The organism is Micromonospora costi (assembly GCF_003626655.1).
In the GTDB taxonomy this organism is placed as follows: domain Bacteria; phylum Actinomycetota; class Actinomycetes; order Mycobacteriales; family Micromonosporaceae; genus Micromonospora; species Micromonospora costi.
The window spans coordinates 12,275-27,965 of sequence record NZ_RBAN01000012.1; the positions used below are offsets into that span (position 1 = coordinate 12,275).

A 15,691-nucleotide genomic window follows, 5' to 3' on the forward strand; every position below is an offset into this window, starting at 1 on the left:
CTGTCGGGGACCGCGTCTACTGTCGGTTGCTGTGCTGGAAGAGCTGCGCATCACCGGACTGGGCGTCATCGAGGACACCACGCTGCCGTTGACCGGCGGCATGAACGTCATCACCGGCGAGACCGGTGCGGGCAAGACGATGGTCGTGACCGGCCTCGGGCTGCTCTTCGGTGGCCGGGCCGACGCCGGGCGGGTGCGGGCCGAGCCGGGCCGCGCCGTGGTGGAGGGGCGGCTGCGCCTGACCGGCCGGGTGGCCGAGACCGTGCACGCCCGGATCACCGACGCCGGCGGCGAGCCGGACGAGGACGGCACGCTGCTGCTGAGCCGCACGGTCACGGTCGAGGGTCGCTCCCGTGCCCACCTGGGCGGTCGCAGCATGCCGGTGTCGATGCTCGGCGAGGTCGGCGAGCAGGTGGTGGCCGTGCACGGGCAGTCCGACCAGCTGCGGCTGCTGCGCCCGGCCGAGCAGCGGGCCGCGCTCGACCGGTTCGCCGGCCCGGAGCACGAGAAGCTGCTCGACGCGCTGCGCGAGGCGTACACCGGGTGGCGGCGGGTGGTTGACGACCTGGCCGACCGGCGGCGCAACGCCCGGGAGCGCAACCAGGAGGCCGACCTGCTGCGGCTCGGCCTCGACGAGATCAGCCGGGTCGACCCCCAGCCCGGCGAGGACGACGAGTTGAAGGCCGAGGCGCAGCGGCTGGAGCACGCCGAGGGGCTGCGCACCGCGGCGCAGCTCGCCCAGCAGTGCGTGGCCGGCGGCGCGGAGGCCGCCGACGACACCCCGGACGCGACGACGCTGCTCGGCACCGCGCGGCGCACGCTGGAGGCGCAGACGGGCACCGACCCGGCGCTGGGCGAGCTGGCGGCCCGCCTGGAGGAGGCGGCGACCCTCGTCACCGACGTCTCCGCCGAGCTGTCGGCCTACCTCGCGGCGCTCGACGCCGACCCGGCCCGCCTCCAGGCCGTCTACGAGCGGCGCGCCGCGCTGCGCGGGCTCACCCGCAAGTACGCCGACGACGTCGACGGGGTGATCGCCTGGGCCGAGCGGGCCCGCACCCGACTGTCCGAGCTGGACACCTCCGACGAGCTGCTCGACGAGCTGGAGCGCGAGGGGCAGCGGCTCGCCGCCGAGGTGGCCGACCTGGCCGGCCGCGTGTCGGCGTCCCGACAGGAGGCGGCCGTCCGCTTCGCCGAGCAGGTCACCGTCGAGCTGGCCGGGCTGGCCATGCCGCACGCCCGGATCGAGGTGGCGGTGCTGCCGCGGCCGGCCGGCCGGTCGGAGCCGGCGCTGACCGTGGGCGGGGTCGAGGTCGGCATCGGCCCGGACGGCGGCGACGAGGTGGAGCTGCGGCTGCTCGCCCACCCGGGCGCCCCGGCGCTGCCGTTGCAGAGGGGCGCCTCCGGCGGCGAGCTGTCCCGGGTGATGCTCGCCATCGAGGTGGTCTTCGCCGGTTCCGGCGGCCCGCCGACCCTGGTGTTCGACGAGGTCGACGCCGGTGTGGGCGGCCGGGCGGCGGTGGAGATCGGCCGCCGGCTGGCCCGGCTGGCCCGCAGCCACCAGGTGCTGGTCGTCACCCACCTGCCGCAGGTCGCCGCGTTCGCCGACCGGCACCTCGTGGTGGCCAAGGACACCGGCGGCGCCGTGACCACGAGCGGGGTGCGGGTGGTGGAGGACACCGAGCGGGCCCGGGAGCTCGCCCGGATGCTCGCCGGTTTGCCGGACTCGGATCTGGGTATCGCACACGCGGAGGAGCTTCTGGCCGTGGCGGCCAAGGAAAGGCGGCCGTGACCGCCGGTATTGTGAGCGCAAGCACACCGGGCCGCGCTCCGGTGTGCTTCCCTGGGTAGGCGGCCCTGCTCAGGCATGTCGCGACAGAAAAGCCTGCCCCACATGCCAGGATGGTCACGATGCGTCTACCCACGTTGCGCCGGACCCGGACCACGGAACCGGGCGTCGTCTGCGGCACCGCGCGCCTCGACCGGCGTACGAAGCGGCTGGTCGGCCGGCTGCGCCCCGGCGACATCGCGGTGATCGACCATGTCGATCTCGACCGGGTGGCCGCCGACTCCCTCGTCGCCGTGGGCGTCGCGGCGGTGCTCAACGCCAAGCCGTCGGTGTCCGGCCGCTACCCGAACCTCGGCCCCGAGGTGCTGATCGGCGCCGGCATCCCGCTCCTGGACGACCTGGGTGAGGGCATCTTCGAGCAGGTCCGCGAGGGCGACGCCGTGCGGATCGAGGGCAACACGGTCTACGTCCGCGACGAGCCGGTGGCGCACGGCACCCTCCAGGACGCCGAGACGGTGGCCAAGGCGATGGCCGACGCCCGGGAGGGGCTGTCGGTCCAGTTGGAGGCGTTCGCCGCCAACACCATGGACTACCTCAAGCAGGAGCGCGACCTGCTGCTCGACGGCGTCGGTGTGCCGGAGATCCAGACGCAGATCCAGGGGCGGCACTGCCTCATCGTGGTCCGCGGCTACGACTACAAGGCCGACCTGGACGTGCTGCGCCCCTACATCCGCGAGTTCAAGCCGGTGCTGATCGGTGTCGACGGCGGCGCGGACGCGCTGGTCGAGGCGGGCTACACCCCCGACATGATCATCGGTGACATGGACTCGGTCACCGACGACGTGCTGCGGTGCGGCGCCGAGGTGATCGTGCACGCCTACCCGGACGGGCGGGCACCGGGGTTGCCCCGGGTCACCGCGCTCGGCGTCCCGGCCGTGACGTTCCCGGCCGCGGCCACCAGCGAGGACCTGGCCATGCTGCTGGCCGACGAGAAGGGCGCCTCGCTGCTGGTCGCCGTCGGCACCCACGCCACCCTCGTCGAGTTCCTCGACAAGGGCCGCGGGGGTATGGCCTCGACGTTCCTCACCCGGCTGAAGGTGGGCGGCAAGCTGGTCGACGCCAAGGGCGTGAGCCGGCTCTACCGGCAGAGCATCTCCGGCTCGTCCCTGCTGCTTCTCGTCCTCTCGGCGATCGCCGCGATGGCCTCCGCGGTGGCCGTGTCCACGGTCGGCAAGGCGTACCTGGGCGTGGTCTCCGAGTGGTGGGACAATTTCGTGTTCCAGCTGGGCCAGTTCTTCTAGCTCCGACGATCAAGAGGCTGCAAGCGTGATCAACTTCCGGTACCACGTGGTGTCGCTCACCGCGGTGTTCCTGGCGCTGGCCATCGGCCTGGTCGTCGGCACCGCCGCCCTGAACGGCCCGGTGGCCGATTCCCTGAAGGAGCAGGTCACGGCGCTGCGCAAGGACAACCAGCAGATGCGCCAGACGGTCAACAACATGGAGAAGGAGCTGGAGTCCGAGGAGGGCTTCGCGGCGGAGATGTCGCAGGTCGTCCTTCCCGGCAAGCTCACCGGCCGCCGGGTGCTGGTGGTCAGCCTCCCGACCGGGCGGGAGCACACCGAGGGCGTGCTGAAGATGCTCCAGCTGGCCGGCGCCAACGTCACCGGGCGGGTCGACCTGCAGGACAAGTTCATCAACCCGGACAACAACAACAACCTGCTCGAACTCGCGGTCACCGCCGCCCGCCCAACCAGCGCGCAGACCAGCGGTCTGCCCGGCAACGGGCACGGCGTGGAGACCTCCAGCGCGCTGCTGGCCAGCGTGCTGCTCGACCGGGCGGGCACCGCTCCGGTCAGCGACGCCGACCGCAAGGCGGTGCTGGCCGCGTACACCAACAACGGCTACCTGACCACGGAGGACCCCGTCAGCGGTCCCGCCGAGGCGGTCGTGCTGGTCAGCGGCCAGCCGTACGTGGACAAGGACTCCGCGAAGAAGGACGAATCGGTCGTCAAGGTCGCCGAGCAGTTCGACCGGACGGGCGCGATCGTCGTGGGCGGCAACGGCTCGGCCGGCGGCAACCTGGTGGCGATCGTGCGCGGCGACCCGGTGCTCTCCCAGTCGATTTCGAGCGTCGACAACGCGAACACCATCCAGGGGCAGTTGGTGACCACCCTCGCGCTGGTGCAGCAGCTCGTCGAGAAGAAGGCCGGCCAGTACGGCGTCGGCGACAACGCCGCGTCGCTGCTGCCTAAACTGCCCCAGTGAGCGAACCGCGTACCCGGATGTCCGTCGACGAGCCGAGCGGGGTGACCGCGTGAGCATGCTGGGCCGACTGCTGACCGCTGGCGCCGGGGCGGTCGCCGCCCGGTACGTGCTGGGCGGGGTGCGCACCTCCCCGGCCGCGCCCGCGCTGGAGCGGACCAACTTCCGTGGCCGTACGGTCACCCTCGCGGCCGGGCCGGCCCTCGCCGCCGGTGCCACCGGCGCCGCCGCCCTGGGCGCGACCAGCGGGGCGTCCGGCGCCGCCGCCCTGGTCGCCGGCCTCGGCGCGGGCGCCGTGGGCCTCTACGACGACGTGGTGGGTGCCCGGCCGGAGCAGAAGGCGGCCAAGGGGTTCGCGGGCCACCTCGCCGCGCTGCGCGAGGGGCGGGTGACCGCCGGGCTCGTCAAGATCGTCGGGGTGGGCGCGGCCGGGCTGGGCGCGGCCGCCCTGCTCGCCGCCGACCCCCGGGTCGCCGGGCACCGGCGCCGGCAGCGGCAGGGGGCGTTCGGTCGCGGCGTCGACGTGCTGCTGGGCGCCGGGGTGGTCGCCGGCACCGCCAACCTGCTCAACCTGCTCGACCTGCGTCCCGGCCGGGCACTCAAGTCCGGCGTGCTGCTCGGCGCGCCGCTGGCCGGCGGCCCGCACGGCGGGATCGCCGCCGGCGCGGCCGGCGCGGCCGCGGGCTTGCTCCCCGACGACCTCGGCGAGGAGGTGATGCTGGGCGACAGCGGCGCGAACGCGCTCGGCGCGCTGCTCGGCGTCGCGCTCGCCGCGCGCACCGGCCCGCTCGGCCGGGCCGGGGTCCTCGCCGTCCTGGCCGGCCTGACCGCCGCCAGCGAGAAGGTCAGCTTCACGCAGGTGATCCAGCGGACCCCGGGGTTGCGTGAACTCGACGCGCTGGGCCGGCTCGCCGACTGACGTGACCAGACCGGCACCCCTCGCCGGCGCCGGCCGGGTGGCCGGAGCGGCCGCGCTCATCGCCGTCCTCACCGTGGCCAGCCGACTGGCGGGCTTCGGCCGGACCGCCGTGTTCACCTGGACGCTGGCGCGCACCGACCTCGGCGGCACGTACGTGGTGGCGAACAACCTGCCGAACTTCATCTTCGAGATCGTGGCCGGCGGGGCGCTGGCCAGTCTCGTCGTACCGCTGCTGGCCGGCGCCGTCGAGGCGGGTGACCGGCGCGGCGTGGCCGCCACCACCGGCGCCCTGCTCACCTGGACGGTGAGCCTGCTCGTGCCGCTCGCGCTCGTCCTGGCCCTGCTCGCTGACCCGCTGATCGGCCTGCTCGGCCCCGGGCTCAGCCCGGAGCAGCAGCAGGCCGGCGCCCGGATGCTGCTGCTCTTCGCCCCCCAGCTTCCGCTGTACGGGGTGGGCATCGTGCTCACCGGGGTGCTCCAGGCGCACCGGCGGTTCGCCTGGCCGGTGATCGCCCCGCTGCTGTCCAGCGTCACCGTCATCGCCGTCTACCTCGGTTTCACCGCCTGGCAGGGACGGCTCGCCACGGTCGGCTCGGTGAGCCCCGGCGGCGAACTGCTGCTGGCCGGCGGCACCACGCTCGGTGTGGTGGTGCTGTCGCTGTCCCTGCTGATCCCGCTGCGCCGGCTCGGGCTGCGCGTACGGCCCGGCTACCGGTTCCCCGGCGACCTGCGGGCGCGCGCCGGGCGCCTCGCCGTCGCCGGGGTGGTGACCGTCACCGCCCAGCAGATCGCCCTGATCGTGGCCCTCAACCAGGTCACCTACGGGGCCACCGCCAACCCGGGCGTCTACAACATCGCGCAGACCATCTACTTCCTGCCGTGGGCGGTGCTCGCCGTGCCGCTCGCGGTGGCCGCGTACCCGACGCTGGCAGCGGCCCGGGCGGCCGGGGACGAGCGGGCCTACCGGGAGACCCTCGCGCCGGCGGTGCGGGGCGTGGTGCTGTTCAGCCTGCTCGGCGCGGCGGCGCTGGTCGGCACCGCGGAGCCGGTGGCGCACTTCTTCTTCGACTCCCCGCAGGTCGCCGCGACCGCCGCGGCGGCCATCGCCGGCTTCGCCCCCGGCCTGCTGGGCTACGGCCTGTTCGCCGTCCTCACCCGGGCCCTCTACGCGCGCGGCGAGACGCGGGCGGCGACGGTCGCCACCGCGGTCGGCTGGCTGACCGTGCCGCTGCTCGCCGTGCTGTTCGGGCACCTGATGCCGGTGGCCGACCGGGTGTTGGCGGTGGCCCTGGCCACCTCGGCGGGCATGCTGGTCCTCGGCGGCCTGCTGATCGCGGCGGTGTTCCGGTCGGCCGGCCGTCACGCCCTGGCGGGCGTGGGTCGGGCCGGAGCCGCCGGTCTCCTCGCGGCCGTGGTCGCGGGGCTCGCCGGCGCGGCGACAGCCCGCGGGCTCGCCGACCTCGCCGGCGGGACCCCGACGACATCCGGGGCGCTCGTGCAGGGCATGCTGTCCGGTGTCGTGGTCGGCGCCCTGTTCCTCGCCGTCGCCTGGCTGACCGACGCGCGGGACGTGCGGCCGCTGCTCGCGGCGGTGGCCCGCCGGCTGGGCCGGCGGCGCACGCCGGCCGGCGCCGGCACGCACGAGGATCCGCGCCCCGGGGGACGCGGTGACGGGAAGGAGAGGGTGTCCGGGTGAGCGCGGCGACGGAACCGACACCCGGCTGGCCGGGCAGCGTGGCGCTGCTGCTCGCCTCCAGCACCGGCGGGGTGGGGCAGCACGTCCGGTCGGTGGCCCGGGGGCTCGCCGCCGCCGGCACCACGGTGCTGGTCTGCGGGCCGGCCGCCACCGAGGAGCAGTTCGACTTCACCGCCGCGGGCGCCCGGTTCCAGCCGGTCGAGATCCCCGCGAACCCGACCCCGGCCGACGCCCGCGCCGTCGCCGCGCTGCGCCGGGCGCTGGCCGCCAACCCGGTGGACGTGGTGCACGCGCACGGCCTCCGCGCCGGCCTGGTGGCGGTGCTCGCCCGGCCCGCCGCGCCGGTCGTCGTCACCTGGCACAACGCGGTGCTCGCCGGCGGGGTGCGCGGCGCCCTGTCCCGGCTCGTCGAACGCGTCGTGGCGCGGGGCGCCCGCGTCGCGCTCGGGGCCTCGGCGGACCTGGTCGACCGGGCCACGGCGCTCGGCGCGGCCGACGCCCGGCTGGCCCCGGTGGCCGCGCCGACGCTGCCCGCCCCGCGCCGCCGTCGCGCCGCGGTCCGCGCCGAGTTCGGCGTGCAGGGCGAGCAGCCGCTGGTCGTGTCGGTCGGCCGGCTGCACCCGCAGAAGCGCTACGACGTGCTGATCGACGCGGCGGCCCGCTGGCGGGCCCGCGTACCGCCCCCGGTCGTCGTGATCGCCGGCAGCGGTCCCGCGTACCTGCCGCTGGCCGCCCGGATCTCCGCCGCCCGGGCGCCGGTCACCCTGCTCGGCCACCGCACGGACGTGGCCGACCTGCTCGCCGGCGCCGACCTCGCGGTGGTGACCAGCGACTGGGAGGCCCGCCAACTCTTCGCCCAGGAGGCGCTGCGGGCCGGCGTACCGCTGGTGGCGACCGCGGTCGGCGGGCTGCCGGAGCTGGTCGGTGACGCGGCCGTGCTGGTGCCCCCCGGCGACGTGGACGCGGTCGACGCCGCGGTACGCGCGCTGCTCGACGACCCGCAGCGCCGGGCCGAGCTGGGCCGGCGGGGCGCCGCGCGCGCGGCCACGTGGCCCACCGAGGCGGACACGGTCGCCACGCTCGGCGCGCTCTACGCCGAACTGGCCCCGCGCGCCGCAGGCCCACCCGCCCCGGACGCCGGCACCTCCGCGACGGGGCAACGCTGATGGTGCGCCGCCTCGTTCCCGTCGTGCTGACCCTCCTGGTCGTGGTGCTGGGCGTCACGGCCCTCGCCGCCCGGCCCGAGCGCGGCACGCCGCAGCGCAGCGCCGACTTCGTGGTCATCGCCGGGGTGGCGGGGCTGCGCTGGGAGGACGTGGACCCGCAGACCACCCCCACGCTGTGGCGCATGGCGCAAAACGGCGCCATCGGCTCGCTGTCGGTCCGCTCCGCCCACCGGCCCACCTGCCCGGTGGACGGCTGGCTGACCCTCGGGGCCGGCGGGTTCGCCGCCTGGAACGGCAGCCGGGAGCCGGGCGGCTGCCCGCCGGCCCCGGTGACCGTGGAACAGCCCGACGGCATCGGCGCGAACCTGCCCGACCAGGAGGGTGTGGTCCACCACAACCAGGAGCAACTGCCGTGGGGCACCGTGCCCGGGTCGCTGTCCGAGTCGGTGCGCTGCTCGGTGGCGATCGGGCCGGGGGCCGCGGTGGCCGCCGCCCGGCCGTTCGGCCGCGTGGACCGGTACGCGCCGGCGCTGCCCGCCGACCCCGGCGACCTGCTCGGGTCCTGCGTGCTCAGCATCGTCGACCTGGGCACGGTCGACGGCACCACGCCGGATTCCCGCGCGGCGGCGGCCCGGACCGCGGACGCGCAACTGGCCCGGGTGCTCGCCGCGCGGCCGCCCAACTCGCTCGTGATGGTGGCCGGCGTCTCGGACACCAGCGCGCCGGCCCGCCTGCACGTGGCGGTCGCCGACGGCCCCGGCTGGAAGGGCTGGCTGACCTCGGCGAGCACCGGCCGGGACGGCTACCTCCAACTGGTCGACCTCGCGCCGACCGCGCTGGTCGCACTGGGCCGGCCCATGCCCGACCGGCTCTTCCTCGGCCGTCCGGCCGTCGCCGTCGACAACCGGCCCGCCGACCTGGCCGACGCGATCGCGCGGCCGGTGGACGCCGAGCGGGAGGCCGCCGCCCAGCGCGGCGTCGCCGGCTGGTTCTTCACCCTGCTCGCCGCCGCCCAGATGCTCCTGGCCGTCGCCGTCCTGCCCCTGCTGCGCCGGGCCCGCCGGCACGCCGGCCCGTACGGCCCGCAGCCGGTGCCGCGTCGCATCGTGGGGGCGGTGGAACTGCTGCTCGTGGCCGCCGCGCTCGCGGTGCCGGCCGCGCTGCTCGCCGACGCCGTGCCCTGGTGGCGGACGGCGGAGCCCGGCTGGGCCTTCGCCGGTACGACCGTCCTGCTGGTGCTGGCCGGCACGGCGCTGGTCCGGTTCGCCCCCGGGCACGGCAACACGCTCGGGCCGCTCGGCGCGGTCGCCGGCCTGGCCACCCTCGCGGTCGGCCTGGACGTGCTGACCGGCGCCCGGCTCCAACTGAACGGCGTGGTCGGCTACTCGGCGCAGGAGGGCGGCCGGTACGCCGGCCTGAGCACCGTGGGGCTGGGCGTGTTCCTGGCCGGCGCGTTGCTGAGCGCCGGCTGGCTCGCCCAGCGCCTGCCGAGGGGCTGGCGACCGGCGGCCATGGTGGCCGTCGGTGGCGTGGCCGTGGTGATCGTGGGCAGCCCGTACCTCGGGGCGGACCCGATCGGCGCGGTCGCGCTGACGGCCGGGCTGAGCGTCGCGGCGGCGATCAGCGCCGGCGGCTGGCTGTCGGCGAGCCGGCTGGCCTGGGCCGTGATGGCGGCGCTCGCGGTCGTCGTCGGCTACGCGGTGCTGGACGTACGCCGTCCGCCCGAGGAGCGGGGCAGCCTGGGCCGTTTCCTGGGCGCGCTCGGTGACGGCACGGGCGGGCTCGCCCTGCACCGCTCCAGCACGTCGAACTTCGACACCCTCGTGGGCAGCCCGCTGACCGTGCTGGCCCTGGCCGGCGCGCTCCTGGTGTGGTTCGCCCTGATGCAGCCCTGGGGCGGGCTGAAGCGGCTGTTCGGCATCTACCCGGCGGTGCGGGCCGCGATGGCGGGCACCGCCGTGGCGGCCGTCGTGGGCGGCCTGCTCGGCGGCGTGGCCCTGGACGTGGCCGGCGCCGCCGCCGCCCTCGTGGTGCCGATGGCCGCGCTGGCTTCGCTGCGGGTGCTGGACCACTCCACCGACCGGACCGTGCCCGCCGCCGGACGCCCGCAGCCCGACGGCGCGGGCGTGGCCGGCGAGGACGGCCCCGGCTCCGGCGGCGGGGGAGCCGGGGACGACGGCCCGTCGGGCGGGCCGCGCGGCGCGAGCGGGTCCGGGAACCGCGACGCCCGGCCGGACGATCCGGAGGCCACCGCTTCCGGCGGCCGGTCCGGGACGCCCGCGCCGGCCCCGTCGGAGGGCTCCGAGGCCACGCCGGCCGCGCCGGAGGGCTCAGGGTCCGTGCCGGCCACGCCGGAGGGCTCAGGGTCCGTGCCGGCCACGCCCGAGGGTCCGGGGTCCGTGCCGGCCGCGCCGGAGGGTCCGGACGGCGCTTCGGACGATCGGTCCGCCGTGCCGTCGCCGCGTCCGGCCGCCGGCTCGTCGCGCCCCGTGACCAGGCGCTGACGGTCCGTCGTGGCCGCGGCGGCGTGGCCGCGTGACCTCGGTGCGGCCTGCGTCCCGCCGCCGTCGAGGTGTTACCGTGGAATCCCGTGGATCGCGTGATCACTTTGCTGATCGGCTCGGCGGTCTGCACGACCGCTACGGACGACACGGGAGCAGGCCTTGGCCCCTTCAGCACGGACGACCAGGCACATCTTCGTCACCGGGGGGGTCGCCTCCTCGCTCGGTAAGGGGCTCACCGCCTCCAGCCTCGGCAACCTCCTCACCGCGCGGGGTCTCCGCGTGGTCATGCAGAAGCTCGACCCCTACCTCAACGTCGACCCCGGGACGATGAACCCGTTCCAGCACGGCGAGGTCTTCGTGACCGAGGACGGCGCCGAGACCGACCTCGACGTCGGGCACTACGAGCGGTTCCTCGACCGCGCGCTCTCCGGCAAGGCGAACGTCACCACCGGCCAGATCTACTCGGACGTGATCGCCAAGGAGCGGCGCGGCGAGTACCTCGGCGACACGGTCCAGGTGATCCCGCACATCACCAACGAGATCAAGTCGCGGATCCTCGGCATGGCCGACCCGGACGCCGACGGCCAGGTCCCCGACGTGGTGATCACCGAGGTGGGCGGCACGGTCGGCGACATCGAGTCCCTGCCGTTCCTCGAGGCGATCCGGCAGGTCCGGCACGACCTCGGCCGGGACAACTGCTTCTACCTGCACGTCTCGCTGGTGCCCTACCTGGCCCCGTCCGGCGAGCTGAAGACCAAGCCCACCCAGCACTCGGTGGCGCAGCTGCGCAGCATCGGTATCCAGCCCGACGCGCTGGTGCTGCGCTGCGACCGGGACATCCCGGACAAGGTCAAGCAGAAGCTGTCGCTCTACTGCGACGTGGACCGGGAGGCGGTCACCGCCGCGCCGGACGCGCCGAGCATCTACGACATCCCGAAGGTGCTGCACCGCGAGGGCCTCGACGCGTACGTGGTGCGCCGGCTCGGGCTCTCCTTCCGGGACGTGGACTGGAGCAGCTGGGACGACCTGCTGGACCGGGTGCACCAGCCCCGCCACACGGTGACCGTCGCGCTCGTCGGCAAGTACGTCGACCTGCCCGACGCGTACCTGTCGGTCAGCGAGGCGATCCGGGCGGCCGGGTTCGGCCACCGGGCCCGCGTGGAGCTGCGCTGGGTGCCCAGCGACGAGTGCGTCACCCCGTCCGGCGCGGCGGCCGCCCTCGCGGGCGTGGACGGCATCGTCATCCCGGGCGGCTTCGGCGTACGCGGCATCGAAGGCAAGATCGGCGCCTCCCGGTACGCCCGGGAGAACCGCATCCCGCTGCTCGGCCTCTGCCTCGGCCTGCAGTGCATGACCATCGACGTGGCCCGGCACCTGGCCGGCCTGGAGGGCGCCAACTCGCTGGAGTTCGACGAGGAGGCCCGGCACCCGGTCATCGCCACGATGGCCGACCAGGAGGACATCGTGGCCGGCAAGGGCGACCTGGGCGGCACCATGCGGCTCGGGGCGTACCCGGCGCGGCTCGCCGAGGGCTCGCTGGTCGCCGAGGCGTACGGCAGCACCGACGTCAGCGAGCGGCACCGGCACCGGTACGAGGTGAACAACGCCTACCGTGACGCGCTCACCAAGGCCGGCCTGCACATCTCGGGCACCTCGCCGGACGGGCGGCTCGTCGAGTTCGTGGAGCTGGACCGGAGCCTGCACCCGTTCTTCGCGGCCACCCAGGCGCACCCGGAGCTGAAGAGCCGGCCGACGCGGCCGCACCCGCTGTTCGCCTCGTTCGTGCGGGCCGCGATCACGTACTCCCAGGCCGACCAGCTCCCCGTGGACCTGGACGCGCCGGCCGCCGAGCAGGCGGCCCGCAACGGCGCCGCGGCGAAGGCGACCTCCGCGTCGTGAGCGCCGTCGAGCACCGCTACGAGGTCCGCTCCCGGGAGCAGCGCTGGTCCGGCCGGATCTTCGACGTGGTCACCGAGGAGGTGACCATGCCGGGGGGTGGCACCGGCCTGCGGGACATCGTCCGGCACGTCGGCGCGGTGGCGGTCGTGGCGCTCGACGACGCGGGGCAGGTGGTGCTGATCCGCCAGTACCGGCACCCGGTGGGCCGGCACCTGTGGGAACTGCCGGCCGGGCTGATGGACGTCTCCGGCGAGGACCTGCCCGCCGCGGCGGCGCGGGAACTGGCCGAGGAGGCGGACCTGACCGCCGGCCGGATGGACGTCCTGGTCGACCTGCACAGCTCGCCCGGCTTCACCAACGAGCTGGTCCGGGTGTTCCTGGCGCGCGACCTGGCCGAGGTGCCGCCGGAGCGGCGGCACGAGCGGCGCGACGAGGAGGCCGACCTCCAGGTCGTCCGGATCGACCTGGACGAGGCCGTCGGCATGGTGCTGGCCGGCGAGATCACGAACGCCTCGTGCGTGGCGGGGCTGCTCGCCGCGGCCCGGGCCCGTGACACCGGCTGGTCGGCGCTGCGCCGGGCGGAGGCGCCGTTGCCGCCCCGCTGACCCGGGTGACACGACAGGAAGGGCCGTGCGGCACGCCGCACGGCCCTTCGTCGCCTGCCCGGTCAGTCGCGCAGCGGGCGACCCTGCCCGTCGACGCCACCGTTCACGAGGATCAGGATGCCGTCGATGAAGCCCCAGATCCCGCCGATGCCGCAGGTGACGATCGTCACCACGAGCTGCAGCACGCCGGTCTTGGTGTGGCCCATGTAGAAGCGGCCGACGCCGAACGAGCCGAGCACGATGCCCAGGATGCCCGCGACGATCTTGCTCTTGTCCGAGACGCCCTGGGGGTGTCCGGGCTGATAAGGCTGATAAGGAGGAGTGGTCATGACGCGACACCATATAGATCCACTCGGGTCCTGTCCGCACCGGCATGCCAGAAGTGGGACGATGATGGATGAAACACTGTCCTGACGGCTGAGTCGGCGTCCGCCGCGGGCCGGGCCGACACCTGACAATCCGTCAGCGGCCACCGGCACCGGATGCCACTCTGCTGGCCCTCGCGAGGCCGCGGCGCGCCTAGACTGCCGCCGGCGGGACCGGTGGACCGCGGCGGCAAAGGGGCCGCCGCGCACCGCGCAGTCGGGGGAGAGCGGCCCCGAAGGAAGGTGTCTGCATCGTGAAGGTCGGAATCCCCCGCGAGGTCAAGAACCACGAGTACCGCGTGGCGATCACGCCCGCGGGCGTCAACGAGTTCACCCGCCACGGTCACGAGGTGTTCGTGGAGGCCGGCGCCGGGGTCGGCTCCAGCATCACCGACGACGAGTTCGCCGCCGCCGGCGCGAAGATCCTCGCCACCGCCGACGAGGTGTGGGACGCCGCCGAGCTCGTACTCAAGGTCAAGGAGCCCATCGCCGAGGAGTACCACCGGATGCGCGAGGGGCAGGTGCTCTTCACCTACCTGCACCTGGCGGCCTCGAAGGACTGCACCGACGCGCTGCTCGACCGCAAGGTGACCGGCATCGCCTACGAGACCGTCGAGCTGCCCGACCGCTCGCTGCCGCTGCTCGCCCCGATGTCCGAGGTGGCCGGCCGGCTCGCCCCGCAGGTGGGCGCGTTCTACATGATGCGCACCGGCGGCGGCCGGGGCGTGCTGCCCGGCGGTGTGTCCGGCGTGTACGCGGCCAAGACCGTGGTCATCGGCGCCGGCGTCTCCGGCATGAACGCCGCCGCGATCGCGCTCGGCCTGCAGTCCGAGGTGCTGCTGCTCGACAAGAACGTGGCCCGGTTGCGGCAGGCCGACGCCATCTACCGGGGGCACCTGCAGACCGTCGCCTCCAACGCGTACGAGATCGAGCGTGCCGTCCTCGACGCCGACCTGGTCATCGGCGCGGTGCTGGTGCCCGGCGCGAAGGCGCCGAAGCTGATCTCCAACGAGCTGGTCTCGAGGATGAAGCCGGGCAGCGTGCTCGTCGACATCGCCATCGACCAGGGCGGCTGCTTCGAGGACTCGCGCCCCACCACGCACGCCGACCCGGTCTACAAGGTCCACGAGTCGATCTTCTACTGCGTGGCGAACATGCCCGGCGCGGTCCCGAACACCAGCACCCACGCGCTGACCAACGTCACCCTGCCGTACGCGCTGGAACTCGCCAACCACGGCTGGCGCGAGGCGCTGCGCCGCGACCCGGCGCTGGCGCTGGGCCTCAACACCCACGACGGCCAGGTCACCTACGGCCCGGTCGCCGAGGCGCACGGCCTGGACGTCCTGCCGCTGGCCGACGTGCTGGGCTGAGGTGGCGGGCTGACCGGTACGACCGACAGGGCCGGCGCGGGCACGGCGCCCGCGCCGGCCCTGCGCCGTGCCGTGCGTGGCTACCTCGACCACCTCACCGTCGAACGCGGACTCTCCGCGAACACCCTCGCGTCGTACCGCCGGGACCTCGACCGCTACCTCACGACGCTCGCCGACGCCGGGGTCGACGACCTCGCCTCCGTGGGCACCGGCGTCGTCGAGTCGCACCTGGCCCGGCTGCGCACCGGCGACGACGAGCATCCACCGCTCGCCGTCTCCTCGGCGGCCCGGGCCGCCAGCGCGGTGCGCGGCCTGCACCGGTTCGCCGTCCGGGAAGGGCTCGCCGGGGCCGACCCGAGCCGGGACGTCCGACCGCCCACCCCGCCGCGCCGGCTGCCCCGCGCGCTGCCGGTGGACGACGTGGTCCGGCTGCTGGAGACCGCCGGCCCGGTCGCCGCGACCGGCGAGGGCGCGCCGCGCGCGCTGCGGGACCGGGCGCTGCTCGAGTTTCTGTACGGCACGGGGGCGCGCATCTCCGAGGCGGTCGGTGCCGCCGTCGACGACGTCGACCCGGACGAGGGGACGGTGCTGCTGCACGGCAAGGGCGGGCGCTCCCGGCTCGTGCCGATCGGCGGGTACGCCGTCGACGCGCTCCGCGCGTACCTGGTGCGGGCCCGGCCCGTACTGGCCGCCGCCGGCCGGGGCACCCCGGTGGTCTTCCTCAACGCGCGGGGCGGCGCGCTCTCCCGGCAGGGCGCCTGGACGATCCTGCGCCGGGCCGCCGAGCGGGCCGGCCTGCCGGTGGACGGCCCGACCGCGGTCTCACCGCACACACTGCGCCACTCGTACGCCACCCACCTGCTCGACGGCGGCGCCGACGTCCGCGTGGTGCAGGAGCTGCTGGGCCACGCCTCGGTGACCACCACGCAGGTCTACACCCTCGTCACCGTCGAGCGGCTGCGCGAGGTGTACGCCACCGCGCACCCGCGCGCCCGCGGCTGACGGCCCGACGCCGGACCGGTCCCGCCGGCCGTGACCGGCGGGGACGGGGCACCGCCCGACACGCCGAGCGGCTACTGAACGGCCTGCTGGTCGGTGGCGTACAGTCGGCTTCGGCGT

At 75.4% G+C, this 15,691-nt stretch carries 12 protein-coding genes; 11 read left to right on the forward strand and 1 reads right to left on the reverse strand.

The features are described 5' to 3' along the window. Positions 1–31 precede the first annotated feature (31 nt). From recN to D7193_RS32245, 9 genes are all read left to right on the forward strand, one after another. Positions 32–1,789 (forward strand): DNA repair protein RecN, encoded by a 1,758-nt coding sequence (gene recN, locus D7193_RS32205; protein WP_120783455.1) that lies wholly within the window; start codon positions 32–34, stop codon positions 1,787–1,789. 119 nt (positions 1,790–1,908) lie between these two features. After that, positions 1,909–3,087 carry a putative cytokinetic ring protein SteA gene (steA, locus tag D7193_RS32210; RefSeq protein WP_120783456.1) on the forward strand — a complete coding sequence of 393 codons (1,179 nt, stop codon included), beginning with the start codon at positions 1,909–1,911 and terminating at the stop codon, positions 3,085–3,087. Positions 3,088–3,112: 25 nt separating this feature from the next. After that, positions 3,113–4,051 carry a copper transporter gene (locus D7193_RS32215; protein WP_120783457.1) on the forward strand — a complete coding sequence of 313 codons (939 nt, stop codon included), beginning with the start codon at positions 3,113–3,115 and terminating at the stop codon, positions 4,049–4,051. Between the two features lie 49 nt (positions 4,052–4,100). Further along, positions 4,101–4,967, forward strand: a complete 867-nt coding sequence (locus D7193_RS32220; RefSeq protein ID WP_120783458.1) for a hypothetical protein — start codon at positions 4,101–4,103, stop codon at positions 4,965–4,967. 1 nt (position 4,968) lies between these two features. After that, the gene (gene murJ / locus D7193_RS32225) at positions 4,969–6,663 is read left to right on the forward strand and encodes a murein biosynthesis integral membrane protein MurJ (protein WP_120783512.1); all 1,695 of its coding nucleotides are present in this window, start codon (positions 4,969–4,971) and stop codon (positions 6,661–6,663) included. Further along, positions 6,660–7,829, forward strand: a complete 1,170-nt coding sequence (locus tag D7193_RS32230) for a glycosyltransferase family 4 protein (protein WP_120783459.1) — start codon at positions 6,660–6,662, stop codon at positions 7,827–7,829. Before murJ ends, D7193_RS32230 begins: the two co-directional genes overlap by 4 nt. Continuing rightward, on the forward strand, positions 7,829–10,333 hold the full coding sequence (locus D7193_RS32235) for a hypothetical protein (RefSeq protein WP_241563710.1): 2,505 nt from the start codon (positions 7,829–7,831) through the stop codon (positions 10,331–10,333). The genes D7193_RS32230 and D7193_RS32235 overlap by 1 nt, the downstream gene beginning before the upstream one ends. A 159-nt stretch (positions 10,334–10,492) precedes the next feature. Further along, on the forward strand, positions 10,493–12,232 hold the full coding sequence (locus D7193_RS32240) for a CTP synthase (RefSeq protein ID WP_120783460.1): 1,740 nt from the start codon (positions 10,493–10,495) through the stop codon (positions 12,230–12,232). After that, complete coding sequence (locus tag D7193_RS32245; protein WP_120783461.1) at positions 12,229–12,837, forward strand: NUDIX domain-containing protein; 609 nt, start codon at positions 12,229–12,231, stop codon at positions 12,835–12,837. The genes D7193_RS32240 and D7193_RS32245 overlap by 4 nt, the downstream gene beginning before the upstream one ends. A 62-nt stretch (positions 12,838–12,899) precedes the next feature. Here D7193_RS32245 and D7193_RS32250 read toward each other — a convergent pair whose 3' ends face one another. Beyond that, complete coding sequence (locus tag D7193_RS32250; RefSeq protein WP_338324153.1) at positions 12,900–13,217, reverse strand: TM2 domain-containing protein; 318 nt, start codon at positions 13,215–13,217, stop codon at positions 12,900–12,902. Between the two features lie 239 nt (positions 13,218–13,456). Here D7193_RS32250 and ald point away from each other — a divergent pair, with 239 nt between their 5' ends. Both ald and D7193_RS32260 read left to right on the forward strand, forming a co-directional pair. Further along, positions 13,457–14,572 (forward strand): alanine dehydrogenase, encoded by a 1,116-nt coding sequence (gene ald, locus D7193_RS32255; RefSeq protein WP_120783463.1) that lies wholly within the window; start codon positions 13,457–13,459, stop codon positions 14,570–14,572. Between the two features lie 9 nt (positions 14,573–14,581). Next, positions 14,582–15,574, forward strand: a complete 993-nt coding sequence (locus D7193_RS32260) for a site-specific tyrosine recombinase XerD (RefSeq protein ID WP_120783464.1) — start codon at positions 14,582–14,584, stop codon at positions 15,572–15,574. The last annotated feature ends 117 nt before the right edge of the window (positions 15,575–15,691 follow it).

What these genes read in the sequence shown, in the direction of transcription:
- steA (WP_120783456.1), top strand. Translation starts at nt 1,909, where the DNA reads ATGCGTCTACCCACGTTGCGCCGGACCCGGACCACGGAACCGGGCGTC.
- D7193_RS32235 (WP_241563710.1), top strand. Translation starts at nt 7,829, where the DNA reads ATGGTGCGCCGCCTCGTTCCCGTCGTGCTGACCCTCCTGGTCGTGGTG.